The 25,705-nt window shown below is 61.1% G+C and carries 20 protein-coding genes; 5 read left to right on the top strand and 15 right to left on the bottom strand.

The window, feature by feature from the left end:
• Window positions 1-17: 17 nt before the first annotated feature.
• The 11 genes from BLS75_RS20285 to sdhC all read right to left on the bottom strand — a co-directional run bounded on the left by BLS75_RS20285 (window position 18) and on the right by sdhC (window position 13,997).
• The gene (locus tag BLS75_RS20285; RefSeq protein ID WP_011060056.1) at window positions 18-755 is read right to left on the bottom strand and encodes a DUF599 domain-containing protein; all 738 of its coding nucleotides are present in this window, start codon (window positions 753-755) and stop codon (window positions 18-20) included.
• Window positions 756-931: 176 nt separating this feature from the next.
• Window positions 932-2,245 (bottom strand): branched-chain amino acid transport system II carrier protein, encoded by a 1,314-nt coding sequence (gene brnQ, locus BLS75_RS20290; RefSeq protein WP_072451660.1) that lies wholly within the window; start codon window positions 2,243-2,245, stop codon window positions 932-934.
• Window positions 2,246-2,573: 328 nt separating this feature from the next.
• A complete protein-coding gene (sucD, locus tag BLS75_RS20295) occupies window positions 2,574-3,455 on the bottom strand; it encodes a succinate--CoA ligase subunit alpha (protein WP_003223019.1) in 882 nt (293 codons plus the stop codon).
• On the bottom strand, window positions 3,455-4,621 hold the full coding sequence (gene sucC / locus BLS75_RS20300; protein WP_009047768.1) for an ADP-forming succinate--CoA ligase subunit beta: 1,167 nt from the start codon (window positions 4,619-4,621) through the stop codon (window positions 3,455-3,457). Before sucC ends, sucD begins: the two co-directional genes overlap by 1 nt.
• Window positions 4,622-4,851: 230 nt before the next feature.
• Entirely contained in the window at window positions 4,852-6,288 is a 1,437-nt protein-coding gene (gene lpdA, locus BLS75_RS20305; protein WP_011060054.1) for a dihydrolipoyl dehydrogenase, read from the bottom strand.
• Between the two features lie 100 nt (window positions 6,289-6,388).
• A complete protein-coding gene (odhB, locus tag BLS75_RS20310; RefSeq protein WP_041116735.1) occupies window positions 6,389-7,618 on the bottom strand; it encodes a 2-oxoglutarate dehydrogenase complex dihydrolipoyllysine-residue succinyltransferase in 1,230 nt (409 codons plus the stop codon).
• A 42-nt stretch (window positions 7,619-7,660) separates the two neighbouring features.
• Window positions 7,661-10,492 carry a 2-oxoglutarate dehydrogenase E1 component gene (locus BLS75_RS20315; RefSeq protein ID WP_011060052.1) on the bottom strand — a complete coding sequence of 944 codons (2,832 nt, stop codon included), beginning with the start codon at window positions 10,490-10,492 and terminating at the stop codon, window positions 7,661-7,663.
• A 263-nt stretch (window positions 10,493-10,755) separates the two neighbouring features.
• Window positions 10,756-11,460 (bottom strand): succinate dehydrogenase iron-sulfur subunit, encoded by a 705-nt coding sequence (locus BLS75_RS20320; RefSeq protein ID WP_011060051.1) that lies wholly within the window; start codon window positions 11,458-11,460, stop codon window positions 10,756-10,758.
• Between the two features lie 12 nt (window positions 11,461-11,472).
• Entirely contained in the window at window positions 11,473-13,245 is a 1,773-nt protein-coding gene (gene sdhA, locus BLS75_RS20325) for a succinate dehydrogenase flavoprotein subunit (protein WP_011060050.1), read from the bottom strand.
• 3 nt (window positions 13,246-13,248) lie between these two features.
• Window positions 13,249-13,617, bottom strand: coding sequence for a succinate dehydrogenase, hydrophobic membrane anchor protein (sdhD, locus tag BLS75_RS20330; protein ID WP_011060049.1), 369 nt, complete (start codon window positions 13,615-13,617; stop codon window positions 13,249-13,251).
• Window positions 13,611-13,997 carry a succinate dehydrogenase, cytochrome b556 subunit gene (gene sdhC / locus BLS75_RS20335; RefSeq protein ID WP_015634665.1) on the bottom strand — a complete coding sequence of 129 codons (387 nt, stop codon included), beginning with the start codon at window positions 13,995-13,997 and terminating at the stop codon, window positions 13,611-13,613. Before sdhC ends, sdhD begins: the two co-directional genes overlap by 7 nt.
• Window positions 13,998-14,347: 350 nt before the next feature.
• Here sdhC and gltA point away from each other — a divergent pair, with 350 nt between their 5' ends.
• Window positions 14,348-15,637 (top strand): citrate synthase, encoded by a 1,290-nt coding sequence (gltA, locus tag BLS75_RS20340; RefSeq protein WP_011060047.1) that lies wholly within the window; start codon window positions 14,348-14,350, stop codon window positions 15,635-15,637.
• 287 nt (window positions 15,638-15,924) lie between these two features.
• On the opposite strand, the gene BLS75_RS20345 is transcribed toward gltA, so the two are convergent.
• The 3 genes from BLS75_RS20345 to BLS75_RS20355 all read right to left on the bottom strand — a co-directional run bounded on the left by BLS75_RS20345 (window position 15,925) and on the right by BLS75_RS20355 (window position 18,933).
• Window positions 15,925-17,583: a cation acetate symporter gene (locus BLS75_RS20345; RefSeq protein ID WP_011060046.1), complete on the bottom strand. Its 1,659-nt coding sequence runs from the start codon at window positions 17,581-17,583 to the stop codon at window positions 15,925-15,927.
• Window positions 17,580-17,891 (bottom strand): DUF485 domain-containing protein, encoded by a 312-nt coding sequence (locus BLS75_RS20350; protein WP_011060045.1) that lies wholly within the window; start codon window positions 17,889-17,891, stop codon window positions 17,580-17,582. Before BLS75_RS20350 ends, BLS75_RS20345 begins: the two co-directional genes overlap by 4 nt.
• A 190-nt stretch (window positions 17,892-18,081) precedes the next feature.
• Window positions 18,082-18,933: a glycine betaine ABC transporter substrate-binding protein gene (locus BLS75_RS20355; protein WP_011060044.1), complete on the bottom strand. Its 852-nt coding sequence runs from the start codon at window positions 18,931-18,933 to the stop codon at window positions 18,082-18,084.
• A gap of 330 nt (window positions 18,934-19,263) precedes the next feature.
• Here BLS75_RS20355 and BLS75_RS20360 point away from each other — a divergent pair, with 330 nt between their 5' ends.
• Window positions 19,264-20,817, top strand: a complete 1,554-nt coding sequence (locus tag BLS75_RS20360) for a glycoside hydrolase family 17 protein (RefSeq protein ID WP_072451732.1) — start codon at window positions 19,264-19,266, stop codon at window positions 20,815-20,817.
• Window positions 20,818-20,844: 27 nt separating this feature from the next.
• Here BLS75_RS20360 and BLS75_RS20365 read toward each other — a convergent pair whose 3' ends face one another.
• Window positions 20,845-21,210, bottom strand: coding sequence for a hypothetical protein (locus tag BLS75_RS20365; protein WP_011060042.1), 366 nt, complete (start codon window positions 21,208-21,210; stop codon window positions 20,845-20,847).
• Between the two features lie 233 nt (window positions 21,211-21,443).
• Between BLS75_RS20365 and BLS75_RS20370 the strand changes: the two genes are divergently transcribed.
• The 3 genes from BLS75_RS20370 to BLS75_RS20380 all read left to right on the top strand — a co-directional run bounded on the left by BLS75_RS20370 (window position 21,444) and on the right by BLS75_RS20380 (window position 25,698).
• Window positions 21,444-22,742, top strand: coding sequence for a serine/threonine protein kinase (locus tag BLS75_RS20370; RefSeq protein ID WP_026020029.1), 1,299 nt, complete (start codon window positions 21,444-21,446; stop codon window positions 22,740-22,742).
• Window positions 22,735-23,523 carry an MlaA family lipoprotein gene (locus tag BLS75_RS20375; protein ID WP_011060040.1) on the top strand — a complete coding sequence of 263 codons (789 nt, stop codon included), beginning with the start codon at window positions 22,735-22,737 and terminating at the stop codon, window positions 23,521-23,523. Before BLS75_RS20370 ends, BLS75_RS20375 begins: the two co-directional genes overlap by 8 nt.
• Before the next feature lie 141 nt (window positions 23,524-23,664).
• Complete coding sequence (locus tag BLS75_RS20380; protein WP_072451661.1) at window positions 23,665-25,698, top strand: FUSC family protein; 2,034 nt, start codon at window positions 23,665-23,667, stop codon at window positions 25,696-25,698.
• Window positions 25,699-25,705: the final 7 nt, after the last annotated feature.

A 25,705-nucleotide genomic window follows, 5' to 3' on the forward strand; every position in this document is an offset into this window, starting at 1 on the left:
CGATCAGCCATCAACGCTCAGGCTGCATCTTTGGGGCTATCGACCACAGGTTGTTCTGTCGGTGTATAGACCATGACCTCAAGTACATCGGAGTGGAACTCCCGCCGATACAGGACAAACACCACACCCGCGCTCATCAGCATGAATAACCAGGGGCTGACGAACCAGGCCAGCATGGTCATGCCGAAGTAATAGGAACGCAATCCGAAGTTGAACTGGTTGGCCGCCATGGAAATTACCCGAGCCGCTCGCGATGCAAAAGCCTTGCGCTCCTGCTCGGAAACATGACGCTCGCCGATCATTGGCGCCGACCCCACCAGCACTGCGGCGAAGTTGTACTGGCGCATGCACCAGCTGAAGGTAAAGAAGGCATAGACGAACACCAGCGCCAGGCACAGCAGCTTGATTTCCGACATGCCCTGGGACGCCTGCTGGACCATGGGAATGTCCGCCAACAGCGACACTGCACGCTCCGAGGCGCCCAGCACGGTGAGGATGCCCGCCAGGATGATCAGGGTGCTGGAGGCGAAGAACGAGGCATTGCGCTCCAGGTTGCCGATCACGCTGGCATCGGCGATACGGTTATCCCGCAGCAGCATGCGGCGCATCCAGTCCTCGCGATACAGGTGCAGGACGCTGGCCAGGCACGCGGTGTCCCTTCCCTTCCAACTGGCGTAGCGGGTATAGCCACCCCAGCAGACGACGAACCACAGGGCGGCCAGTAGGTGGATCAGGTTGGCTTGAACGAACGACATGCAAATTCCTGTAAGGCGTTGGCAGAAGACAAAAGCAAAGGGCACTGCTTCGACGCCCCGCAGGGGAAAAAGACACCGCTCTACGCCCATAAAAAATGCCCCGCATCCATCGATGCGGGGCATTTTTTAAGGGGCTCGGGGGCCGCTTGTGGCGACCCCGGGCCATCAACTTCAGGTCAGGCCAGGGCTTCGCTGCGCTTGCCCAGCAGGCGATCGCAGATCACCGCCACCACCAGCACGATCACCGACGGCACCAGCCACGCCAGGCCCTGCTCGCTCAGCGGCAAGTGCGACAGCTGGTTTGGCATCCAGCCGGCCAGGCCCGCGCCCTTGAGGGCATCGATCAGGCCGAACACGAAGGACACCAGCATCACCGGGCCGACGATACGGCGCTGGTCCTGCCAGAAGTCCTTGCAGAAGCTCAGGGCCACCAGGGCGATGCACGGCGGGTAAATCGCGGTCAGCACCGGGATCGAGAACGCGATCAGCTTGGTCAGGCCCAGGTTCGATACCAGCAGCGAGAACGCCGCGAGGATCACCACCAGCGTCTTGTAGGACAGCGGCAGGACACGGCTGAAGTACTCGGCGCAGGCGCAGGTCAGGCCCACGGCGGTCACCAGGCAGGCCAGGGAGATCAGCACCGCGAGGAAACCGCTGCCCAGGGAACCGAAGGTGTGCTGCACATAGGCGTGCAATACCGCGGCGCCGTTGCTGGCACCGGCGGCCACTTCATGGCTGCCCGAGCCCAGGCGGAACAGACTGACGTAGACCAGCGCCAGGCCGACCCCGGCGATCAGGCCGGCGATCACGGCATAACGGGTAATGAGCCGAGGCGACTCGACCCCGCGGGAACGGATGGCATTGACGATGACGATGCCGAACACCAGCGCGCCCAGGGTATCCATGGTCAGGTAACCATTGATGAAGCCCTGGGAGAACGGTGCTGCAACGTACTCGGGAGTGGCGGTGCCGATGTCGCCGGCGGGCAAGGCAAAGGCCGCAATGCCCAGCACAGCCAGGGCGATGATCTTCAGCGGCGCCAGGAAGCGTCCGACGGTGTCCAGCAGCCGGCCCGGGTACAGGGAGATGAAGAACACCAGCAGGAAGTACACCGAACTGTAGAGGAACAGGGCCAGCGGGCTTTCGCCGGTCAACGGCGCCAGGCCCACTTCAAAGGACACGGTAGCGGTACGTGGCGTGGCGAACAGCGGGCCTACCGCCAGGTAGCAGACCGCTGCCAGCAGGCCACCGGCCAGCTTGCCGATAGGCGTGCTCAGCGCGTCCATGGCACCGCCAACCTTGGCCAGGGCAACCACGGTGATCACCGGCAGACCGACCGCAGTGATCAGGAAGCCCAGCGCCGCCATCCAGACATGGGGTCCGGACTGCAGGCCGACGATAGGCGGGAAAATGATGTTGCCGGCCCCGACGAACAGGGCAAAAGTCATAAAGCCGAGTGCCAGGATGTCCTGGCCTTTCAACACTTTCATTAAGGAAATACCACACTACTGAATCGGAATTTAGAGAGGGATTTCCCTTATGGGTGAGGGAAATGCTGTCAGTCCGTATAAGACTGACCCGTTTAGCGCGCAGCGACCTTGTGGGCAGCAGACGCAAAAAGAGGCGGCTAGATTACAGAATCGGTAAGACAAGCGCACTGTTCCAGGGCGAACTATCCGATATGCGACAGAATGATGTCGCATTTTTGAAATTATATTTCCCCCCGGCTCTGTGCAGGATGCAGGTCTCCTACGACAGAAAGCACAAAGGCCACCCGAAGGTGGCCTTTGTGGTTGAAGCGTCAGCTAAGCGCGAGGCTTACTTGACAGCCCAACCGGTCAGCTCGGCCAGGGCCTTGCCGATGTCTGCCAGCGAACGCACGGTTTTCACGCCTGCGTCTTGCAGAGCAGCGAATTTCTCGTCTGCAGTGCCTTTGCCGCCAGAGATGATTGCGCCAGCATGGCCCATGCGCTTGCCCGGAGGAGCAGTCACACCAGCGATGTAGGAAACAACCGGCTTGGTCACGTGAGCCTTGATGTAGGCAGCCGCTTCTTCTTCAGCCGAACCGCCGATCTCACCGATCATCACGATCGCTTCGGTCTTCGGGTCTTCCTGGAACAGCTTCAGGATGTCGATGAAGTTCGAACCCGGGATCGGGTCACCACCGATGCCGACACAGGTGGACTGACCGAAACCGGCGTCAGTAGTCTGCTTAACAGCTTCGTAGGTCAGGGTGCCGGAACGGGAAACGATACCGACCTTGCCTGGCAAGTGAATGTGACCTGGCATGATGCCGATCTTGCATTCGCCTGGGGTGATCACGCCTGGGCAGTTAGGGCCGATCAGGGTAACACCCAGCTCGTCGCACTTAACCTTGGCGTCCAGCATGTCCAGGGTAGGAATGCCTTCGGTGATGCAGACGATCAGCTTGATGCCGCCGAAGGCCGCTTCCAGGATCGAGTCCTTGCAGAAAGGAGCTGGAACGTAGATCACGCTGGCGGTGGCGCCAGTGGCAGCTACAGCGTCTTTCACGGTGTTGAACACTGGCAGGCCCAGGTGCTCGGTGCCGCCTTTGCCAGGAGTTACGCCGCCAACCATCTTGGTGCCGTACTCGATGGCTTGCTGGGTGTGGAAACTACCTTGCGAACCGGTAATGCCCTGGCAGATAACTTTGGTGTCTTTATTGATCAGGACGCTCATTATTTGCCCTCCGCAGCTTTGACAACTTGTTGAGCAGCGTCGGTCAGGCTGGTAGCAGCGATGATGTTCAAGCCGCTTTCTGCCAGTACTTTAGCGCCCAGTTCAGCGTTGTTGCCTTCAAGGCGAACAACAACCGGGATTTTCACGCCGACTTCTTTCACCGCGCCGATGATGCCTTCGGCAATCATGTCGCAACGAACGATGCCGCCGAAGATGTTGACCAGTACTGCAGCGACGTTGGTGTCGGACAGGATGATCTTGAAGGCTTCGGTCACGCGCTCTTTGGTAGCACCACCACCTACGTCGAGGAAGTTGGCTGGCTTGCCGCCGTGCAGGTTGACGATGTCCATGGTACCCATGGCCAGGCCGGCACCGTTGACCATGCAGCCGATATTGCCTTCCAGGGCTACGTAGTTCAGTTCGAACTTGGCAGCGTGGGCTTCGCGCGGATCGTCCTGGGACGGATCGTGGAAGGTTTTCAGCTTAGGCTGACGGTACATGGCGTTGGCGTCGATGTTGATCTTCGCGTCCAGGCAGTGCAGATCGCCGTCGGCCTTGATCACCAGTGGGTTCACTTCCAGCAGGGCCAGATCGTGATCCTGGAACAGTTTGGCCAGACCTACGAAGATCTTGGCGAACTGGGCAACTTGCTTGCCTTCCAGACCCAGTTGGAAAGCCAGCTCGCGACCCTGGAATGGCTGAGCGCCAACCAGTGGATCGATAGTGGCCTTGAGAATTTTTTCCGGAGTGTCGTGAGCGATTTTCTCGATGTCCACGCCACCTTCGGTGGAAGCCATGAACACGATGCGACGGCTCGAACGGTCAACGACAGCGCCCAGGTACAGCTCTTTAGCGATATCAGTGCACGATTCAACCAGGATCTTGGTGACAGGCTGGCCATTGGCGTCAGTCTGATAGGTCACCAGACGCTTGCCCAACCACTGCTGAGCGAATGCCTTAGCGTCTTCTTTGCTGCGAACCAGCTTAACGCCGCCCGCTTTACCGCGACCACCGGCGTGAACCTGGGCTTTGACAACCCACTCGGAGCCGCCGATTTTGTCGCAAGCTTCTGCTGCTTCTTCCGGGGTGTCTACCGCGTAGCCTTTGGATACTGGCAGGCCGTATTCAGCGAACAGCTGCTTACCCTGATACTCGTGAAGATTCATGCTTTTTACCGTCTTCGTTAGGTACTGCGCATTCGGCGCTGCGCTCAAGATTGAGTGCCGCACCACCTGTGACCGCTCCTCTCAAAACCAGCGCCACACCTGAACCCGGAGCCTGGGCCCCGGTCCAGTGTGTGGCGCTACCTCGAGAGGTCGAGTCCAGCGGATATTCCGCGGTGAGTCTTGCGCACAAGGCTCACGACGGGCCAACCGCCGTGGTTTCTTATTATTGCTTAGCGTTTCTTGCGGTTGGCAATGTGGATGGCAGTGCCATTCACAGCCAGAGCTGCTTCGTGCAGGGCTTCGGACAGGGTCGGATGGGAGAAAACCATCATGCCCAGGTCTTCGGCGCTGGTGCCGAATTCCATGCCGATCGCACCTTGCTGAACCAGTTCCGCAGCGCTTGGGCCAATCACGTGGACGCCCAATACGCGGTCAGTCTTGGCATCGGCGATGACTTTGACGAAACCACCGGTGTCGTTGGCTGCCATGGCACGGCCGCTGGCGGCAAACGGAAAGGTGCCGACGTTAACTTCAACGCCTTCAGCTTTCAAGGCCTGCTCGGTTTTACCGACCCATGCAATTTCCGGGTGAGTATAGATAACCGAAGGGATCAGGTCATAGTTCATCTGGGCTTTGTGGCCCTTGATGCGCTCGGCAACCATGATGCCCTCTTCCGAGGCCTTGTGAGCCAGCATCATGCCGCGCACCACGTCACCGATGGCGTAGACGCCCGGTACGGTGGTAGCGCAATGATCGTCAACGTGCACGAAACCGCGCTCGTCGAGGGTCACGCCGCAATCGGCGGCCAGCAGGTCGGTGGTCACCGGGCGGCGACCAACGGCAACGATCAGCTTGTCGAAAGTGATGGTCTGCTCGCCATTGGCGTCGGTGTAGGTGACCACGACTTCTTCGCCGTTGACCTTGGAGCCGGTCACGCGAGCGCCCAGCTTGATGTCCAGGCCTTGCTTGGTCAGGGTTTTCAGCGCTTCCTTGGAAACAGCGGTGTCGGCTGCCATCAGGAAGGTGTCCAGGGCTTCCAGGACAGTCACTTGCGCACCCAGGCGCGACCATACCGAACCCAGTTCCAGGCCGATGACGCCAGCGCCGATCACGCCCAGGCGTTTTGGTACGGATTGGAATTCCAGAGCGCCGGTGGAATCGACGATCACATTCTGGTCGACCGGAGCCGGTGGAATGTCGATCGGACGCGAGCCTGGAGCCAGGATCACGTTTTCGGCTTCGATCACTTCAACCGAACCGTCAGGCTTGGTGACTTCGACTTTCTTGCCGGCCAGCAGTTTGCCGTGGCCCTGGATCGAAGTGACGCCATTGGCTTTGAACAGGGTGGCAACACCGCTGGTCAGGCCTTTGACGATGTTGGCCTTGCGACCCACCATGGCTGGTACGTCCATGGTCACGCCAGCGTGGTTGATACCGTGGATGGCAAAACCGTCCTGGGCTTCGTGGAATTTCCAGGAGCTGTCCAGCAGCGCCTTGGAAGGAATGCAACCGACGTTCAGGCAAGTACCACCGAGGGCCAGCTTGCCCTCTTTATCGGTGTACTTCTCGATGCAAGCGGTGGTGAAACCGAGTTGTGCGGCCTTGATTGCGGCGACATAACCGCCTGGGCCCGCGCCAATCACTACCACGTCGAATTTCTGAGTCATAAAAGGTTCCTTTTAACGGCAAGCTAGAAGCTGCAGCCGCAAGCTTGAAGCCTCTTGCCCTGGGGCGCGAAGCTTCCCGCTTGCAGCATGCAGCTGCTTTTTAGATGTCCAGGAGCAGACGAGCCGGGTCTTCCAGCAGGTTCTTGATGGTCACCAGGAACGTCACGGCTTCTTTACCGTCGATCAGGCGGTGATCGTAGGACAGCGCCAGGTACATCATCGGACGGATGACCACTTGACCGTTGATCGCCATAGGACGCTGCAGAATGTTGTGCATGCCCAGGATCGCGGCTTGTGGCGGGTTGACGATCGGGGTCGACATCATCGAACCGAAAGTACCACCGTTGGTGATGGTGAAAGTACCACCGGTCATCTCTTCCATCGACAGCTTGCCGTCACGGGCCTTCTTGCCGAAGGTGGCGATGCCGCCTTCGATTTCGGCCAGGCTCATCAGTTCGGCGTTACGCAGAACCGGAACCACCAGGCCACGGTCGCTGGAGACCGCAACACCGATGTCGGCATAGCCGTGGTAGACGATGTCGGAACCGTCGATCGAGGCGTTGACAGCCGGGAAGCGCTTCAGGGCTTCGGTGGCGGCCTTGACGAAGAACGACATGAAGCCCAGGCGTACGCCATTGTGGGACTTCTCGAACAGGTCCTTGTACTTCGAACGCAGGGCCATGACTTCAGTCATGTCGACTTCGTTGAAGGTGGTCAGCATCGCCATGTTCGACTGGGCTTCAACCAGACGCTCGGCAACCTTGGCACGCAGGCGGGTCATAGGCACGCGCTTCTCGACGCGATCACCGGCAGCGAAGACCGGAGCAGCAGCGGCAGGAGCCGGAGCCTTGGCAGGCGCGGCAGCCGGAGCGGCTTTCTTCGCGGCAACAGCAGCGACCACGTCTTCCTTGGTCACACGGCCGCCTTTGCCGGTACCGGCAACGGAAGCGATGTTGATACCGTTTTCTTCAGCCAGCTTGCGCGCGGCAGGAGCAGCGATTGGATCGTCTTCGCCATCGGCAGCAGCCGGGGCAGCAGCGGCAGCGGCCGGAGCGGCGGCGGCAGCAGGAGCAGGAGCAGCGGCAGCAGCGCCGCCTTCAACGATGGAGCCCAGGACTTCGTCGGACAGAACGGTGTCGCCTTCGTTCTTGACGATAGCGCCCAGCACGCCGTCAGCGGTGGCCAGAACTTCCAGCACGACCTTGTCGGTCTCGATGTCAACGATCAACTCGTCACGCTTGACGGCGTCGCCCGGTTGCTTGTGCCAGGTGGCAACGGTGCCATCGGCAACCGATTCCGGGAAAGTGGGGGCTTTGATCTCGATAGCCATTATCTGTGGTTCCTTAAATTCGGTTTCAGGTGCGCGAAGGCGTTAAACAGTAAAGGCATCTTGCAGCAGTTTTTCCTGCTGCTCAGCGTGCATCGATGCATAACCACAAGCTGGAGCAGCAGAAGCGTCACGGCCCGCGTACTCGAGTACGAGCGACTTGTTGTGACCGCTGATGATGCGACGCATGTGATGCTGGCTGCAGTACCAGGCACCCTGGTTCATCGGCTCTTCCTGACACCAAACGATGTGTTTGACGTTTTTGTACGGAGCCAGGACTTCGATCAGGTCGTCCTCAGGGAATGGGTACAGCTGCTCGATACGCACGATGGCGATGTCGTCACGACCTTCGGCACGGCGTTTTTCCAACAGGTCGTAGTAGACCTTGCCGCTACACAGAATGATGCGACCCACGTCTTTTGGATCCTGGGCATCGATTTCCGGGATAACGGTCTGGAACGAACCTTCCGCCAGATCTTCCAGGGTCGAGATGGCCAGTTTATGACGCAGCAGGGATTTCGGTGTCAGCACGACCAGCGGCTTGCGCAGCGGACGAATCACCTGGCGACGCAGCAAGTGGTAGATCTGAGCCGGCGTGGTCGGTACGCATACCTGGATGTTGTGCTCGGCGCACAGCTGCAGGTAACGCTCCAGACGAGCCGAGGAGTGCTCGGGACCCTGACCTTCATAACCGTGTGGCAGCAGCATGGTCAGACCGCAGAGACGGCCCCACTTGTGCTCGCCGCTGGTGATGAACTGGTCGATCACTACTTGTGCACCGTTGGCGAAGTCGCCGAACTGGGCTTCCCAGATCACCAGCGCGTTAGGCGTGGTGGTGGAGTAGCCGTATTCGAACGCCAGTACGGCTTCTTCGGACAGGAACGAATCGTACAGGTCGAAACGTGGCTGGCCTTCGTACAGGTGCTGCAACGGGATGTAGGTGCCGGCGTCCTTCTGGTTGTGCAACACCGCATGGCGGTGCGAGAAGGTGCCGCGGCCGATGTCCTGGCCGGTCATGCGAATCGGGTGACCTTCGAACGCCAGGGTCGCGTACGCCATGGTTTCAGCGTAACCCCAGTTGATCGGCAGGCCGCCGGCTTGCATCTTCTGACGGTCTTCGTAGATCTTCGCGACCTGACGCTGAACCACGAAGCCTTCCGGCAGCTCCAGCAGCTTGGCGGACAGTTCCTGAAGAGTCTTGAGGTCGAAGGTGGTGTCGTGACGCGCGGTCCAGGTATGGCCCAGGTACGGACGCCAGTCCACGAACAACTCTTTGTTCGGCTCCTTGACCAGGCTCTTGACCACGTGCAGACCGTTGTCCAGCGCGTTGCGGTATTCGTCGACTTTCGCCTGAACACGCTCTGCGTCGAGCACACCGCCCTGGGTCAGGCGATCGGCATACAGTTCACGGGTGGTGCGCTGCTTGGCGATCTGCTGATACATCAGTGGCTGGGTGCCGCTTGGCTCGTCGGCCTCGTTGTGGCCGCGACGACGGTAGCAGACCAGGTCGATCACCACGTCGCGCTTGTACTGCATGCGGTAGTCGATGGCCAGCTGGGTCACGAACAACACGGCTTCCGGATCATCACCATTCACATGGAGGATCGGTGCCTGGATCATCTTCGCAACGTCGGTGGCGTACTCGGTGGAGCGCGAGTCCAGCGGGTTGCTGATGGTGAAACCGACCTGGTTGTTGATCACGATGTGCACAGTGCCGCCGGTACGGAAACCGCGGGTCTGGGACATCTGGAAGGTTTCCATCACCACGCCCTGGCCGGCGAACGCCGCGTCACCGTGGATCGAGATCGGCAGAACCTTGTCGCCGGTCTGGTCGTTGCGACGGTCCTGACGAGCGCGCACCGAACCCTCGACCACTGGAGAAACGATTTCCAGGTGGGACGGGTTGAACGCCATCGCCAGGTGAACTTCGCCACCGGTGGTCATGACGTTGGACGAGAAGCCCTGGTGGTATTTAACGTCACCGGAACCCAGCTCGACCTTCTTCTTGCCTTCGAACTCGTCGAACAGCTCGCGCGGGTTCTTGCCGAAGGTGTTGACCAGCACGTTCAGACGGCCACGGTGGGCCATGCCGATTACCACTTCCTTGGTGCCGTAGGAACCGGAACGCTGGATCAGCTCGTCGAGCATCGGAATCAGGCTCTCGCCGCCTTCCAGACCGAAACGCTTGGTGCCCGGGTATTTGGTACCCAGGTATTTTTCCAGGCCTTCAGCCGCAGTGACGCGCTCGAGCAGGTGGCTCTTGATGTCGGCGGAATAGGTCGGACGGCCGCGTACGCTTTCCAGACGCTGCTGGAACCACTGACGCTGCTCGGAATCGGTGATGTGCGTGAATTCAGCGCCAATGGTGCGGCAATATGTCTGCTGCAACGCTTCGTGAATTTCGCGTAGGCTCGCTTCCTCTTTGCCGATGAACAGGTCGCCGGCACGGAAGGTCGTATCAAGATCGGCATTGGTCAAGCCGTAATGATTGATCGACAGGTCTGCAGGTGCAGGACGCTGCCACAGCCCCAGCGGGTCCAGCTGGGCTGCCTGGTGGCCACGCATCCGATAGGCCTGGATCAATCGCAGCACTTCAACTTGCTTCTTCTCGTGCTCACTGCTCACGCTACCGGCGGATACCGGTTGGGCGCGGCGCTGGTTCTTTGCCAGCAAGACGAAATGATCGCGGATTGTCGAGTGCGAAACATCGATGGCAGTGCTGCCGTCGGTAGGCAACTTCTGAAAGTAAGTGCGCCACTCTTCTGGCACAGCGTTAGGGTCGTGCAGGTAGAGCTCGTAGAGCTCTTCCACATAGGCAGCGTTACTACCGGATAGGTAGGCGCTGTTCCACATGCGCTGCATCACGCTTTCTTGCATGCTTGGTCACCCTCGGTTAGGGGAACACCACCGGCGACGACACCGAGCAAGCTTGCAGAAGTCCGAATGCAGCGACCAAAACAAGCCACTTAGGATCACGCTGATAGTCCGGGTACCAGCCCGGATGCCCCTGCTTGTCTCATTTCTTCAAAATATAGAGCAGCCACTTTGTGAGCTGCTGCTCAGGTTAGAGCCATGACGCGGGTTGAAGCCCGCGCCGTGGCTTTTACGGGTACAGCGGTCCTACGGGTACAGCAGCTGAATCACACGCCACTCTGCAGCAGCATGTTACGAATGTGACCGATGGCCTTAGTCGGGTTCAGGCCCTTCGGACAAACGTTGACGCAGTTCATGATGCCCCGGCAGCGGAATACGCTGAACGGGTCGTCCAGGGAAGCCAGACGCTCGGACGTCTTGGTGTCACGGCTGTCTGCCAGGAAGCGGTAGGCTTGCAGCAGGGCAGCTGGACCCAGGAACTTGTCCGGGTTCCACCAGAAGGACGGGCAAGAGGTCGAGCAGCAAGCGCACAGGATGCACTCGTACAGACCGTCGAGCTTCTCGCGCTCTTCCGGGGACTGCAGACGTTCGATGGCCGGAGCCGGCGTATCGTTCTGCAGGAATGGCTTCACCTTCTCGTATTGCTTGTAGAAGATGCTCATATCGACGACCAGGTCACGGATAACCGGCAGACCTGGCAGCGGGCGAACAACCAGCTTGTTCTTCTTGACCACGGCAGACAGCGGCGTGATGCACGCCAGACCGTTCTTGCCGTTGATGTTCATGCCATCGGAACCGCAAACGCCTTCACGGCAGGAACGACGGTAGGAAAAACCTTCGTCCTGCTCTTTGATCAGGGCCAGCACGTCCAGCACCATCAAGTCCTTGCCACCGGTGTCTACCTGGAAAACCTGGGTTTTCGGAGCCGAGTCGGTGTCAGGGTTGTAACGATAAACTTCAACTTGCAACATATCGATCACCCTTTAGTAAGTCCGGACTTTTGGTTCGAAAGTCGGAACAGTCTTCGGCGAGAAGTTGACCGCACGCTTGGCAACGCGCTTCTCACCCGGGAAGTACAGGGTGTGGCACAGCCAGTTTTCGTCGTCACGGTCTTCGAAGTCTTCACGGGCGTGAGCGCCGCGGGACTCTTTGCGCACTTCGGCAGCGATGGCAGTGGCTTCGGCCACTTCCAGCAGGTTCTGCAGCTCAAGTGCTTCGATACGCGCAGTGTTGAAAGCTTGAGACTTGTCGTTGATCTTGACGTTGGCGATACGCTCGCGCAGGTCAGCCAGCTGGGCGATACCCTTCTGCATGTATTCGCCGGTACGGAATACACCGAAGTAGTTCTGCATGCAGTTCTGCAGCTCGCGACGCAGGGTTGCAACGTCTTCACCGGTGGTGCGCTCGTTGAGCTTGGCCAGGCGGTTCAGGGCAACATCAACGTCGGTGTCGCTGGCGTCGCGGTATTCGATACCGTCGGTCAGCGCTTTTTCCAGGTGCAGACCGGCTGCACGGCCGAACACCACCAGGTCCAGCAGCGAGTTGCCGCCCAGACGGTTGGCGCCGTGTACCGATACGCAAGCCACTTCACCCACTGCGAACAGGCCAGGGATGATGGTGTCTTCGCCAGCGGCGTTCTGCGTGATGGCCTGGCCATGAATGTTGGTGGCAACGCCGCCCATCATGTAGTGGCAGGTTGGAACGACCGGAACCGGAGCAACCACCGGGTCAACGTGCGCAAACGTCTTGGACAGCTCGCAGATACCTGGCAGGCGGCTGTGCAGCACTTCCTCGCCCAGGTGGTCGAGCTTGAGCATCACGTGGTCGCCGTTCGGGCCACAGCCGTTGCCGGCGATGATTTCCTTGACCATGGAGCGCGCAACAACGTCGCGGCCAGCCAGGTCTTTGGCGTTAGGAGCATAACGCTCCATGAAACGCTCGCCATGCTTGTTGATCAGGTAACCACCCTCACCACGGCAACCTTCGGTTACCAGTACACCGGCGCCTGCAATGCCGGTCGGGTGGAACTGCCACATTTCGATGTCTTGCACCGGAACGCCAGCACGCAGCGCCATACCAACGCCGTCACCGGTGTTGATCAGGGCGTTGGTGGTGGAGGCGTAGATACGACCTGCACCGCCGGTGGCCAGAACGGTGGCCTTGGAGCGGATGTAGGTGGTTTCACCGGTTTCGATGCAGATAGCGATCACGCCGACAAAGGCGCCGTCCTGGTTCTTCACCAGATCGACTGCGTACCACTCGTTGAGGAAGGTGGTGCCGGCTTTCAGGTTGCCCTGATAAAGGGTGTGCAGCAGTGCGTGACCGGTACGGTCGGACGCTGCGCAGGTACGAGCAGCCTGGCCGCCCTTGCCGTAGTCCTTGGACTGACCGCCGAAAGGACGCTGGTAGATACGACCGGTTTCGGTACGGGAGAACGGCAGACCCATGTGGTCCAGTTCGAAGACCGCAGCCGGGCCTTCCTGACACATGTATTCGATAGCGTCCTGGTCACCGATGTAGTCGGAACCCTTGACGGTATCGTACATGTGCCAGCGCCAGTCATCGTTCGGGTCCGCCGAGGCGATCGCGCAAGTGATGCCGCCCTGGGCAGACACAGTGTGCGAACGGGTCGGGAACACCTTGGTGATCACCGCAGTCTTGTGGCCGCCCTGGGCCAGCTGCAGTGCGGCACGCATGCCGGCGCCGCCGCCGCCAATGATGATGGCGTCGAATGAAATGGTTGGAATGTTAGCCATGAATCAGATACCCCAGAGAATCTGCACACCCCAGACGAAGTAAGCGAACATCGCGACGCCGCATACTGCCTGGAAAAGGAAACGTACTGCTGTGGCCGACTTGCCCAGCGCCATCGGCGTCAGGTAGTCAGTCGAGATGGTCCACATGCCGACCCAGGCGTGAGCGCCCAGGGCCACCATGGCCAGCAGACTGAAGATACGCATCCAGTTGTTTGCGAACAGGCCATGCCACTGGGTGTAGTCAATGCCCGGATTCGCTACGAGGTATCCGATCAGGAAAATGAAATAAGCCGCGAGAACGACCGCAGACACACGCTGTGCCATCCAGTCGTAAAGGCCCGAACGCGACAGGTTCGTAACGCTGGTTACCATATCCAAACTCCCGCCAGAACGATTACCACCACGGATACGGCGATAACGATTTTCGAGCCCAGCTTGCCGCCTTCCAGCGTCTCACCGATGCCCATGTCCATAATCAGATGGCGTACACCGGCCACCAAGTGATACAGCAAGGCGGACAGGAGGCCCCATGCAACGAATTTGGCCAGCGGACTGGTCAAGCACGCCTTCACCTCGGCATAGCCTTCCTCGGAGCCCAGGGATTTGCTCAATGCATAAAGCATGATGCCGATGCCCAGGAAGAGGATGATGCCGGAAACACGGTGGAGAAACGACGTAACGCCGGTGATGGGGAGTTTGATGGTCCTTAGGTCTAGGTTTACAGGTCGTTGGCTATTCACGGCTTTTTTCACACTGAAGAGCCCCTAACAATCAGGGCAAAGTTGTTGGGGAGTGCACTGGTCAGGCAACCACTACCCAGGGAGTGCGACCCCCAGCAAAGCGGGCCCAGAAGCCTACGGAGGTCGGTGGCCGAGTATAGACAGTTAGGCTACTAATGACAACGCAAAGACCTTCCCCTAATAGCTGATTGCGTTAGCGTTATAAAAGGCGTAAATGGCGCTGAATTTCGCGAAAAAATCCCTCCCAAAGCCTTCTGGGACAAGACTTTAGGCAAATTGACATTCGGATTTATCTCACTATAGTGGTGCGGGCCCTGCGTGGGGGGTCTGTCTGATGATTTCAAGCATAAATAGGAGGCCACATGGCTGACAAAAAAGCGCAGTTGATCATCGAGGGCGCAGCCCCCGTCGAGCTGCCCATTTTAACCGGCACCGTTGGTCCCGATGTAATCGATGTTCGGGGTCTGACGGCCACGGGCCGCTTCACTTTTGACCCGGGTTTCATGTCGACCGCCTCCTGCGAGTCGAAAATCACCTACATCGACGGCGACAACGGCATTCTGCTGCATCGCGGCTACCCGATCGAACAGTTGGCCGAGAAATCGGACTACCTGGAAACCTGCTACCTGCTGCTCAACGGTGAATTGCCCACCGCCGAACAGAAGGCCCAGTTCGTCAGCACCGTGAAGAACCACACCATGGTTCACGAACAGCTCAAGAGCTTCTTCAACGGTTTCCGTCGCGACGCCCACCCGATGGCAGTGATGTGCGGCGTAGTCGGTGCGCTGTCGGCGTTCTACCACGACTCCCTGGACATCAATAACCCGCAGCACCGCGAAATCTCCGCCGTGCGCCTGGTGGCCAAGATGCCAACCCTGGCAGCGATGGTCTACAAGTACTCCATGGGCCAGCCGATGATGTACCCGCGCAACGACCTGTCGTACGCGGAAAACTTCCTGCACATGATGTTCAACACCCCGTGCGAGATCAAACCGATCAGCCCGGTACTGGCCAAGGCAATGGACCGGATCTTCATCCTCCATGCCGACCACGAACAGAACGCCTCGACGTCCACGGTGCGCCTGGCGGGCTCCTCGGGTGCCAACCCGTTCGCCTGTATCGCTGCCGGTATCGCTGCACTCTGGGGCCCGGCCCACGGCGGTGCCAACGAAGCGGTACTGACCATGCTCGACGAAATTGGCGATGTCTCGAACATCGACAAGTTCATCGCCAAGGCCAAGGACAAGAACGATCCGTTCAAGCTCATGGGCTTCGGTCACCGCGTGTACAAGAACCGCGACCCGCGCGCCACCGTGATGAAACAGACCTGCGACGAAGTACTCAAGGAACTGGGCATCAACAACGATCCGCAACTCGAACTGGCCATGCGCCTGGAAGAGATCGCCCTGACCGACCCATACTTCATCGAGCGCTCGCTGTACCCGAACGTCGACTTCTACTCGGGGATCATCCTCAAGGCGATCGGCATTCCAACCAGCATGTTCACCGTGATCTTCGCCCTGGCGCGGACCGTCGGCTGGATCTCGCACTGGAAGGAAATGCTCTCCAGCCCGTACAAGATCGGCCGTCCACGCCAGCTGTACACCGGCTACGAGTCGCGTGACATCACCAAACTGGAAGACCGCAAATAAGACCTGCCTTGCGCAAACGTCTTAGCTGCACCGGATACGGCCTCTAACAGAGGTCGTATTTGTTTCTGCCCTCCCCTCGCCCCCCCCCCAACCCGCAGGATCCGGCCTGCCGGCGAAGAGCCCTGCTCCTCACATACGCTTGCGCTGGCAAGCCAGCTCCTATGCTCCTGCACCTGCAGTCGGGGGGCTCCGGGTAGGGCGAGCGGACAGAAAAATGCCCCGGTCTCTCGATCGGGGCATTTCGCCATTACGCAGCTTCTATATAGAAGCCGATACATTCATCCCGCTTAGTGCGACACCGCCCCACTGGCACCCAGGCCGGTCTGCGAACGCACGAACTGCGGGAAGAACAGCGCCCGCTCGTTGACCGCCGCGGTCGACTTGTCGGTGATGGAGAAGAACCAGATACCGATGAAGGCGATGATCATCGAGAACAGCGCCGGGTACTCGTACGGGAAGATCGCCTTCTCGTGATGCAGGATCTGCACCCAGATGGTCGGGCCGAGGATCATCAGCGCCACGGCACTCACCAGGCCCATCCAGCCGCCAATCATGGCGCCACGGGTGGTGAGCTTCTTCCAGTACATGGAAAGCAGCAGTACCGGGAAGTTGCAGCTGGCGGCAATGGAGAACGCCAGGCCGACCATGAACGCGATGTTCTGGCTTTCAAAGAGAATGCCCAGGCCGATGGCCAGTACGCCCAATGCCACGGTGGTGATCTTGGAAACGCGGATCTCGTCCTTCTCGTTGGCCTTGCCCTTCTTGATCACGCTGGCATACAGGTCATGGGACACCGCCGAGGCGCCAGCTAGGGTCAGGCCTGCAACGACCGCCAGGATGGTGGCGAAGGCCACGGCCGAAATGAAGCCGAGGAACACGCTGCCGCCCACTGCGTTGGCCAGGTGCACCGCCGCCATGTTGTTGCCGCCCAGCAAGGCGCCTGCGGCATCCTTGAAGTCCGGGTTGGTGCTTACCAGCAGGATCGCGCCGAAGCCGATGATGAAGGTCAGGATGTAGAAGTAGCCGATGAAGCCAGTGGCATAGAGCACGCTCTTGCGAGCTTCCTTGGCATCGCTGACGGTAAAGAAGCGCATCAGGATGTGGGGCAGGCCAGCGGTACCGAACATCAACGCGAGGCCTAAGGAGAACGCCGAGATCGGATCTTTCACCAGGCCGCCGGGACTCATGATCGCTTCACCCTTGGGGTGAACCTTGATCGCTTCGGAGAACAGGGTGTTGAAGTCGAAGTTGACGTGCTTCATCACCATCAGTGCCATGAAGGACGCGCCGGAGAGCAACAGCACCGCCTTGATGATCTGCACCCAGGTCGTGGCCAGCATGCCGCCGAACAGCACGTACAGGCACATCAGGATGCCCACCAGGATCACCGCCACATGGTAGTCGAGGCCGAACAGCAACTGGATGAGCTTGCCGGCACCCACCATCTGCGCGATCAGGTAGAACGCCACCACCACCAGCGAGCCACAGGCCGACAGGGTGCGGATCTGGGTCTGCCCGAGGCGGTAGGACGCCACGTCGGCAAAGGTGTACTTGCCCAGGTTGCGCAGGCGCTCGGCGATCAGGAACAGAATGATCGGCCAGCCCACCAGGAAGCCGATGGAGTAGATCAGGCCGTCATAGCCGGAAGTGAACACCAGGGCGGAAATCCCCAGGAAGGACGCCGCGGACATGTAGTCGCCAGCGATCGCCAGGCCGTTCTGGAAGCCGGTGATCTTGCCGCCCGCCGCGTAATAGTCGGCAGCCGACTTGTTGCGCTTGGAGGCCCAGTAGGTGATGCACAGGGTGGCACCGACGAAGACCACGAACATCACGATCGCCGATACGTTGAGTGGTTGCTTGTGGACTTCGCCCGTCAAGGCGTCTGCAGCCCAGAGGGCGGGAGCGAAGGCGGCAAGACCGAGTGCTGCGAATAGACGTCGGATCATTGCTGAGCCTCCTTCAGGATCGCATTGTTCAACTCGTCGAATTCGCCGTTGGCGCGTCGCACATAGATGGCCGTCAGGATGAAGGCCGAGAGAATCAAGCCGACACCGATGGGAATGCCCCAGGTGATGGATGAGGTAGGACTGAGTTTGGCGCCCAGGATCTGGGGACCATAGGCGATCAACAGGATGAAAGCCGAGTAAAGCCCAAGCATGATCGCCGAGAGAATCCAGGCGAACCGCTCTCGTTTGCTGACCAGCTCCTTGAAACGCGGGCTGTTTTGAATCGAGAGGTAAATGCTGTCGTTCATTGTTTTTATCCTCGCAGCACAGATTTTAGGTGGAACCTAATCCACTCTATGCGGCTATGGAGCAGGTTCCAGACGACCTTAGTATTAGAACGACATTAGCGTTGGCGCCGGTTTTTTCTTCAATAAATGACAAGGCCGCCCACTGTTTCCAGTGCGCGGCCTCAAGACCCCTGATCTAGACGCGTTGTGCTTATTTAGCAGTCCACTCGGCAACCCTTTCCGGGTGCTTGCTCACCCAATCCTTGGCCGCCACATCGGGTTTTGCACCCTCTTGAATGGCCAGCATGACCTCACCGATTTCATCTTTCGAGGCCCACTGGAATTTCTTCAGGAAGGCCGCCACTTCCGGCGCCTTCTTCTCCAGGCCCTTGCTGCCGATGCTGTTGACGGTTTCAGCAGCGCCGTACACGCCCTTCGGGTCTTCGAGGAAGCGCAGTTTCCACTTGGCGAACATCCAGTGCGGCACCCAGCCGGTCACGGCGATGGAATCCTGTTTTTCTTCGGCGCGGGTCAGCTCGGCGATCATTGCCGCCCCGGAACTGGCCTGCAGCTTGTAGTCCAGGCCGTAGTCCTTGATGGCCTGGTCGGTCTTGAGCATCACCCCCGAGCCGGCGTCGATGCCGACGATCTTGTTCTTGAACGTGGTATCGGTCTTGAGGTCCTCGATGGACTTGGCCTTGACGTACTCCGGCACGATCAGGCCGATCTTGGCGTCCTTGAAGTTGGGGCCGTAATCCACCACCTTGTCCTTGTTCTTGGCCCAGTACTCGCCATGGGTCACCGGCAGCCAGGCCGAAAGCATGGCGTCGAGCTTGCCGGTGGCTACGCCCTGCCACATGATCCCGGTCGCCACCGCCTGCAGCTTGACGTCATAACCGAGCTTCTGCTTGATCACTTCCGCCGCCACATGGGTCGTCGCCACGCTGTCGGACCAGCCGTCGACATAGCCGATGCTCAGGGTCTTGCTGTCGGCACTGGCCAGAGTGGAGCTGATGGCAAGTACCAGTGCGGCACCTGCGCCTAAGAGTCGTCGCATCTTCATCGTTACTTCCCCGAAAAGTGCAGTGCCGGGCGGCTGCCAGGCACGTCAACGTATGGTTATGGTGCTCAGCGCCCCCATCACGCCTCACCGCGAACGCGTTCGATCATCAGCGGAGTACTGATGCCTGGATCATCAACCCGCCCTGTTCCGCGACCTGCTCTGTCTACGACCTCAAGGCAGCCAGCAGCGACATCAGATAGCCAGTAACCAACGGCCGGTCTCACCCGGGCCGTGGGTCCGCCCGAACTTTGCATGTCAAAATCATGCAGCCCACCAAGCTGCGGACAAATGCGGGTAAGATGCCCGGCTTTGTTCCACGACGGCCCGATCATGCCCGCCACCCCTCGTTTCCCCGCCCTGCCCTATCTGTTCGCCTGCCTGCTCGGGCTGCTGGCCCTCTGCGGTTATTGGTACGGCCTTGGCCGGCCGGTGCACCTGCCGGATGTCGCCAGCGCCAACCACAAGCTGCAGTGCGCTTCCTACACTCCGTTCGACAAGGACCAGTCGCCCTTCGACCAGCCGTTCAAGCTGCGCCCGCAGCGCATGGACGCCGACCTGGCCCTGCTGGCGACCCGTTTCGAATGCATTCGTACCTATTCCATGACCGGCCTGGAAGCCCTGCCTGACCTGGCGCGCAAGCACGGCCTGAAGCTGATGATCGGCGCCTGGGTCAACAGCAACCCGGTGGACACCGAGAAGGAGGTCGACCTGCTGATCGCCTCGGCCAACGCCAACCCGGACGTGGTCAGTGCGGTGATCGTCGGTAACGAAGCACTGCTGCGCAAGGAGGTCACCGGCGCGCAATTGGCGCGGCTGATCCTCAAGGTCAAGGCCGGGGTCAAGCAGCCGGTGACCTACGCCGATGTCTGGGAGTTCTGGCTCAAGCACCCGGAAATCGCCCCGACGGTGGATTTCCTCACCATCCACCTGCTGCCGTACTGGGAAGACGATCCGTCGAACATCGACGCCGCCTTGAACCACGTGGCCGAGGTGCGCCAGGTGTTCGGCAACCGCTTCGCCCCCAAGGACGTGCTGATTGGCGAGACCGGCTGGCCCAGTGAAGGCCGGCAGCGAGAAACCGCGCTGCCCAGCCGGGTCAACGAGGCCAAGTTCATCCGCGGCTTCGTCGCCCTGGCGGAACACAATGGCTGGCACTACAACCTGATCGAAGCCTTCGACCAGCCCTGGAAGCGCGCCAGCGAAGGTGCCGTCGGTGGCTACTGGGGGCTGTTCGATGCTGATCGCCAGGACAAGGGCATCCTCGCCGGCCCGGTGTCCAACCTGCCGTACTGGCCGCTGTGGCTGGGCGTCGGCGGCCTGATACTGCTCGGCACCCTGGTGCTCGGCGGCCGGCCCCGCGACCACCGCGCCGCCCTGCTGCTGCCCCTGTTGGGCGCAGTGGCCGCTTGCAGCATCGGAACCTGGGGAGAACTGGCGCGGGCAACCAGCCGTTTCGCCGGTGAATGGTGCTGGGCCGCGTTGCTGCTGGGGCTCAACCTGCTGGTGCTGGCCCACGCCGCCCTGGCCCTGAGCCCTCGCCAGGGCTGGCGCCTGGAGGCCTTCAATGCACTGGAGAAACGGGCCGGCTGGCTGCTGACGGCCGCAGGCTTCGCCGCGGCGGTGATGATGCTGGAGCTGGTGTTCGACCCGCGCTACCGCAGCTTCCCCAGCGCGGCCCTGCTACTGCCGGCACTGGTCTACCTGTGCCGCCCGGTGCGAGTGCCGCGCCGGGAGATTGCCCTGCTGACCTTTATCGTCGGTGCCGGCATTGCCCCGCAGTTGTATCAGGAAGGTCTGGCCAACCAGCAGGCCTGGGGCTGGGCCCTGGTCAGCCTGCTGATGGTAGCGGCGCTTTGGCGTAACCTGCGGGCCCGCAGGGCCTGAGGCCATAGGCCATGGCCGCTGCTGCGGCTATGGCTTGCTGGCGCGCACCAGGCGCAAGCCGGCAATCACCACGGCAAATACCGCCAGGGTGGTGTTGTAAAGGGCCAGGGCCGGGATGCCGATCAGCAACGCCAGTACGCCCAGCCCCCAACCGGCACGCCCGGGCATGACAAAACCCAGGAGCGCCACGGCCACCGCGCTCCAACCCAGCACCTTGAAGTGAATCATCCAACCCAGGCTGGAGCGCAGCCCGCACTCCCAGCGGCTGGCGGCCTCGACACAGGCACCCACCCAGCGCGCATCCTCCATGAAGCCGTAGCGCAGGCCATAACTGGCGGCCAGCCACAGCGGCAGGACCACGAGCAGCAGAATCAGGGGAAGGCGGCGGGACATGAAACACTCCGAACAGTCAAAACGGCGCCCAGCATAATCCCCCGCGAACGCTTGGCAAGCGCCAGGCGCAGATATCTGTCATGCAAATGGCGGCAAAGTGTATCGTCCGGCTACTATCACTCCCCAATAAGCCTGTCGCAGGCGTTATTTGTGCCCAACCATGGCACTTCGGCAGCAGCGCGGTGGTCATAGCCTGCGAACCTCATTCGGTACCTTCTTCTAGGGATACAGTCATGCTTCGTTCCTTGCGCTTCGCTGCCCTGTTTGGCGGCCTTATCCTGAGTGCGTCCGCGCTGGCGGTCGACGTCGACCCGGCCACCTATGGCTACCCGTTGACCAACCCCTTCGAAGCCACCATCGCCACCACGCCTCCGGAGTTGCGCCCGGAACTGCCCTCCAACGATGACATCCGCCAGTCTGACCACAGCCTGACGTTGCGTCCGGAACGGGAATTCATCCTCCCGGACAACTTCTGGGCGGTGAAGAAACTCACCTACCGCATTGCCACCCAGGACCACGCCGCGCCACTGATCTTCCTGATCGCCGGCACCGGGGCGCGCTATGACAGCAGCCTCAACGAGTACCTGAAGAAGCTCTACTACAAAGCCGGCTACCACGTGGTGCAGCTGTCCTCGCCCACCAGCTTCGACTTCATCAGCGCCGCTTCGCGCTTTGCCACCCCGGGCGTGACCCAGGAAGACGCCGAGGACATGTACCGGGTGATGCAGGCCGTACGGGCGCAGAATCCCAAGCTGCCGATCACCGAGTTCTACCTCACCGGCTACAGCCTTGGCGCGCTGGATGCGGCCTTCGTCAGCAAGCTGGATGAAACCCGGCGCAGCTTCAATTTCAAGAAGGTCCTGCTGCTCAACCCGCCGGTCAATCTCTATACCTCGATCACCAACCTCGACAAGCTGGTGCAGACAGAGGTCAAGGGCATCAACAACAGCACTACCTTCTACGAACTGGTGCTGGGCAAGCTGACCCGCTACTTCCAGCAGAAGGGCTATATCGACCTCAACGACGCCCTGCTCTACGACTTCCAGCAATCCAAGCAGCACCTGACCAACGAGCAGATGGCGATGCTGATCGGCACCTCGTTCCGTTTCTCGGCGGCGGATATCGCCTTCACCTCGGACCTGATCAACCGCCGTGGCCTGATCACCCCGCCCAAGTACCCGATCCGCGAAGGCACCAGCCTCACGCCGTTTCTCAAGCGTGCCCTGCAATGCGACTTCGACTGCTACCTGACCGAGCAGGTGATCCCCATGTGGCGCGCCCGCACCGATGGCGGCAGCCTGCTGCAACTGATCGACCAGGTCAGCCTCTACGCCCTGCAGGACTACCTCAAGGCCAGCCCGAAGATCGCCGTGATGCACAACGCCGACGACGTGATCCTCGGCCCCGGCGACCTGGGTTTCCTGCGTAAAACCTTTGGTGACCGCCTGACCGTCTACCCCCATGGCGGCCACTGCGGCAACCTCAACTACCGCGTCAACAGCGACGCCATGCTGGAGTTCTTCCGTGGCTAAACATCTCCTGCTTATCGCTGCGTTGCTCTGCGCAGGCTATGCCCAAGCCGACAACAGCAAGGCCAACATTCCCGTCACCCCCGACCCCGATGGCTTCACCGAGCCGTTGAAGAAGCTCAAGTTCAATCCGGGGCTGGACCAGCGCGAGTTCGAGCGCTCGACCTTGAACGCCCTGAATATCTACGACCCGCTGGAATCGTGGAATCGCCGGGTCTACCACTTCAACTACCGCTTCGACCAATGGGTGTTCCTGCCGGTGGTGGACGGGTACCGATACGTGACGCCGAGCTTCCTGCGCACCGGGGTCAGCAACTTCTTCAACAACCTGGGCGATGTGCCCAACCTGTTCAACAGCCTGCTGCAGTTCAAGGGCCAGCGCTCCATGGAAACCACCGCGCGCCTGCTGCTCAACACCACCATCGGCGTGGCCGGCCTGTGGGACCCGGCCACCAAGATGGGCCTGCCGCGCCAGAGCGAAGACTTCGGCCAGACCCTGGGCTTCTACGGCGTACCCGGCGGCGCGTACCTGGTGCTGCCGATCCTCGGCCCGTCGAACCTGCGTGATACCGCCGGGCTGGCGGTGGACTACACCGCCGAATCGGCGATCAACTTCCTCAATGTTTCGGAAGCCAGCAGCAACCACCCGGAAATCTGGGTCCTGCGCGGGGTCGACAAGCGCTACCAGACCAGCTTTCGCTATGGCCAGCTGAACTCGCCGTTCGAATACGAGAAAGTGCGCTACGTCTACACCGAGTCGCGCAAGCTGCAGATCGCCGAGTAACCCGGCCTCGCCCCGCCATCCGGCGGGGCGTCCGCTCACCGTCAAAGCCCCTTCCTCCCCGCTCGTTGAAAAGCCGATTGGCACACCCTGGCAAAATCGATACGATACTAATCATTAGCTAGCTATCGATGTATCTGAAAGATGAAACTGCCGACCTTTTTCCGCGCCGATATCTGGCAAGCCCTCTTCGCCCCTGCCCCTGCCGACCTGCTGTTCGCCGCGCGCAACCTGATTGCCGGCGGCCTGGCCCTGTACCTGGCGTTCCGCCTGGATTTCGAACAACCGCAATGGGCCCTGACCACGGTATTCATCGTCAGCCAGTCCAGCAGCGGCATGGTCCTGGCCAAGGGCGCCTACCGCCTGTTGGGCACCCTGGTGGGGGCCGTGGTGTCGATATTGCTGATCGCTACCCTGGGCCAGGCGCCCCTGCTGTTCCTGCTGGCCATGGCCCTGTGGCTGGCCTTCTGTACCACCGGCGCCTCGCTGCTGCGCAACCACGCAGCCTACGGTTTCGTACTGGCGGGCTACACCACTGCCATCATCGCCCTGCCCGCCACCGCAGCGCCCTTGCAGGTGTTCGACCAGGCAGTGGCGCGCTGTTCGGAAATCGGCCTGGGGATCATCTGCGCCGCCGTGGCCAGCCAACTGCTCTGGCCGCGCCGAGTGGAACAGGCGCTGGCGGTCCAGGGCCGCGCCGCCTGGCTGGCCGGGCGCCAGGCCGCAGCCTCGGAGCTGCTGGGGGAAGACCAGCGCAAGGGGCTGCTGGAAGCCCTGGGGCGTATCGTCACCGTGGATGCCCAACGCGATCACGCCTGGTTCGAAGGCCCGCAGGGGCGCCGTCGCTCCCAGGCGCTGCGGGTGCTGAGCCGCGACCTGCTGGGCTTGCTCCGGTCCGCCCGCGGCGTGGTGCGGCAACGGCAGATGCTCGACGCCGCCACCGCGCAGCAACTCCAACCCTTGCTCGGCGAGACCATCCAGGCCCTGCAGGCCGAACATGACGCCGCCCTGCCGCCCTTGCTCCAGCGCCTGCAACAGGCACTGCAGGACCCTTCGCTGTCCGCCGAAGGCCATCTGTGCCTGGTGCAACTGGCCCAGGTACTGGAGCGGGTGGAACAGAGTGCCCTGAGTGTCAGCGCCGTGGAACAGGGCCGGGTCCCGCCCGGCGCTCCCGGCGCCCTGTCCTGGCACCGGGATATCCAGCAAGGGGTGCTGGGAGGCTTGCGCAGCGCCCTGGCCTTTCTCGCCGTCGCCGGCTTCTGGCTGCTGTCCGCCTGGCCCTCGGGGCTGGGGGCTGTCTCCATCTGTGGCGTGGTGCTGAGCCTGTTCGCCGGGCGTGAGAACCCTGCCGCGTCCTGCCTGAATTTCTTCAAGGGCATTGCCCTGTCCATTCCCGTGGCGGCCTTCGTCGGCCTTGGCCTGCTGCCGGGCTGGGACGGTTTTCCCCTGCTGTGCCTGGGGCTGGCAGTGCCGCTGTTCTGCGCTTCGCTGTGCATGAGCCGACCGAAGCTCGCGCCCGTCGCCTCGGCGTTCTGCATCTTTTTCGTCAACAACGTCGGCCCCAGCAACCTGATGAGCTACGACCTCGGGGCGTTCCTGAACAAGGCCATGGCCACCCTGATCGGTGTCGGCATCGCCGTGGTGGTGCTGCGCCTGGTCAGCCTCAACCCGGGCGAGCAGCACTACCGGCGGATGTTCAAGGCTTCGCTGTTCGATCTGGCGCAGCTCACCTCACGCCCGCCGGAGCAGGCCGAAAGCTGGTTCGGCGGGCGCATGGCCGATCGGCTGATCCGGGTGTCGCGGTATTGGCAGATGCAGCCCGAGAACCGCCGCAGTCACTGGGACAACGGCCTGCTGGGGCTGGACCTGGGAGATGAGCTGCTGCAATTGCGCAGTTGCCTGGACCCGGCCCGGGGCACCCTGGCCACGGAACGCGAGCATTATCTCGCGCACCTGGCGACGCTGCTCAGGCACGGCGGCCCCAGCGCCAACCACAGCGAACAGCTGGATGCGGTCTCGGCGGCCCTGCTCAAGGCCCTGGATGGCGACCGCGACCTGCCCCTGCAAGCCCGGGAGATGGCCCGGGCGGCGATCCTGCAACTGCAGTTCACCTGGCGCCGCTGGTGCCGGCAGCAACAAGCGGTCGCGCTGCCGACCCCGGCGCCGGCAGCGGGCTGAGCGCCCG

It is taken from the genome of Pseudomonas sp. NFPP12, from assembly GCF_900103205.1.
Classification (GTDB): Bacteria; Pseudomonadota; Gammaproteobacteria; order Pseudomonadales; family Pseudomonadaceae; genus Aquipseudomonas; species Aquipseudomonas protegens.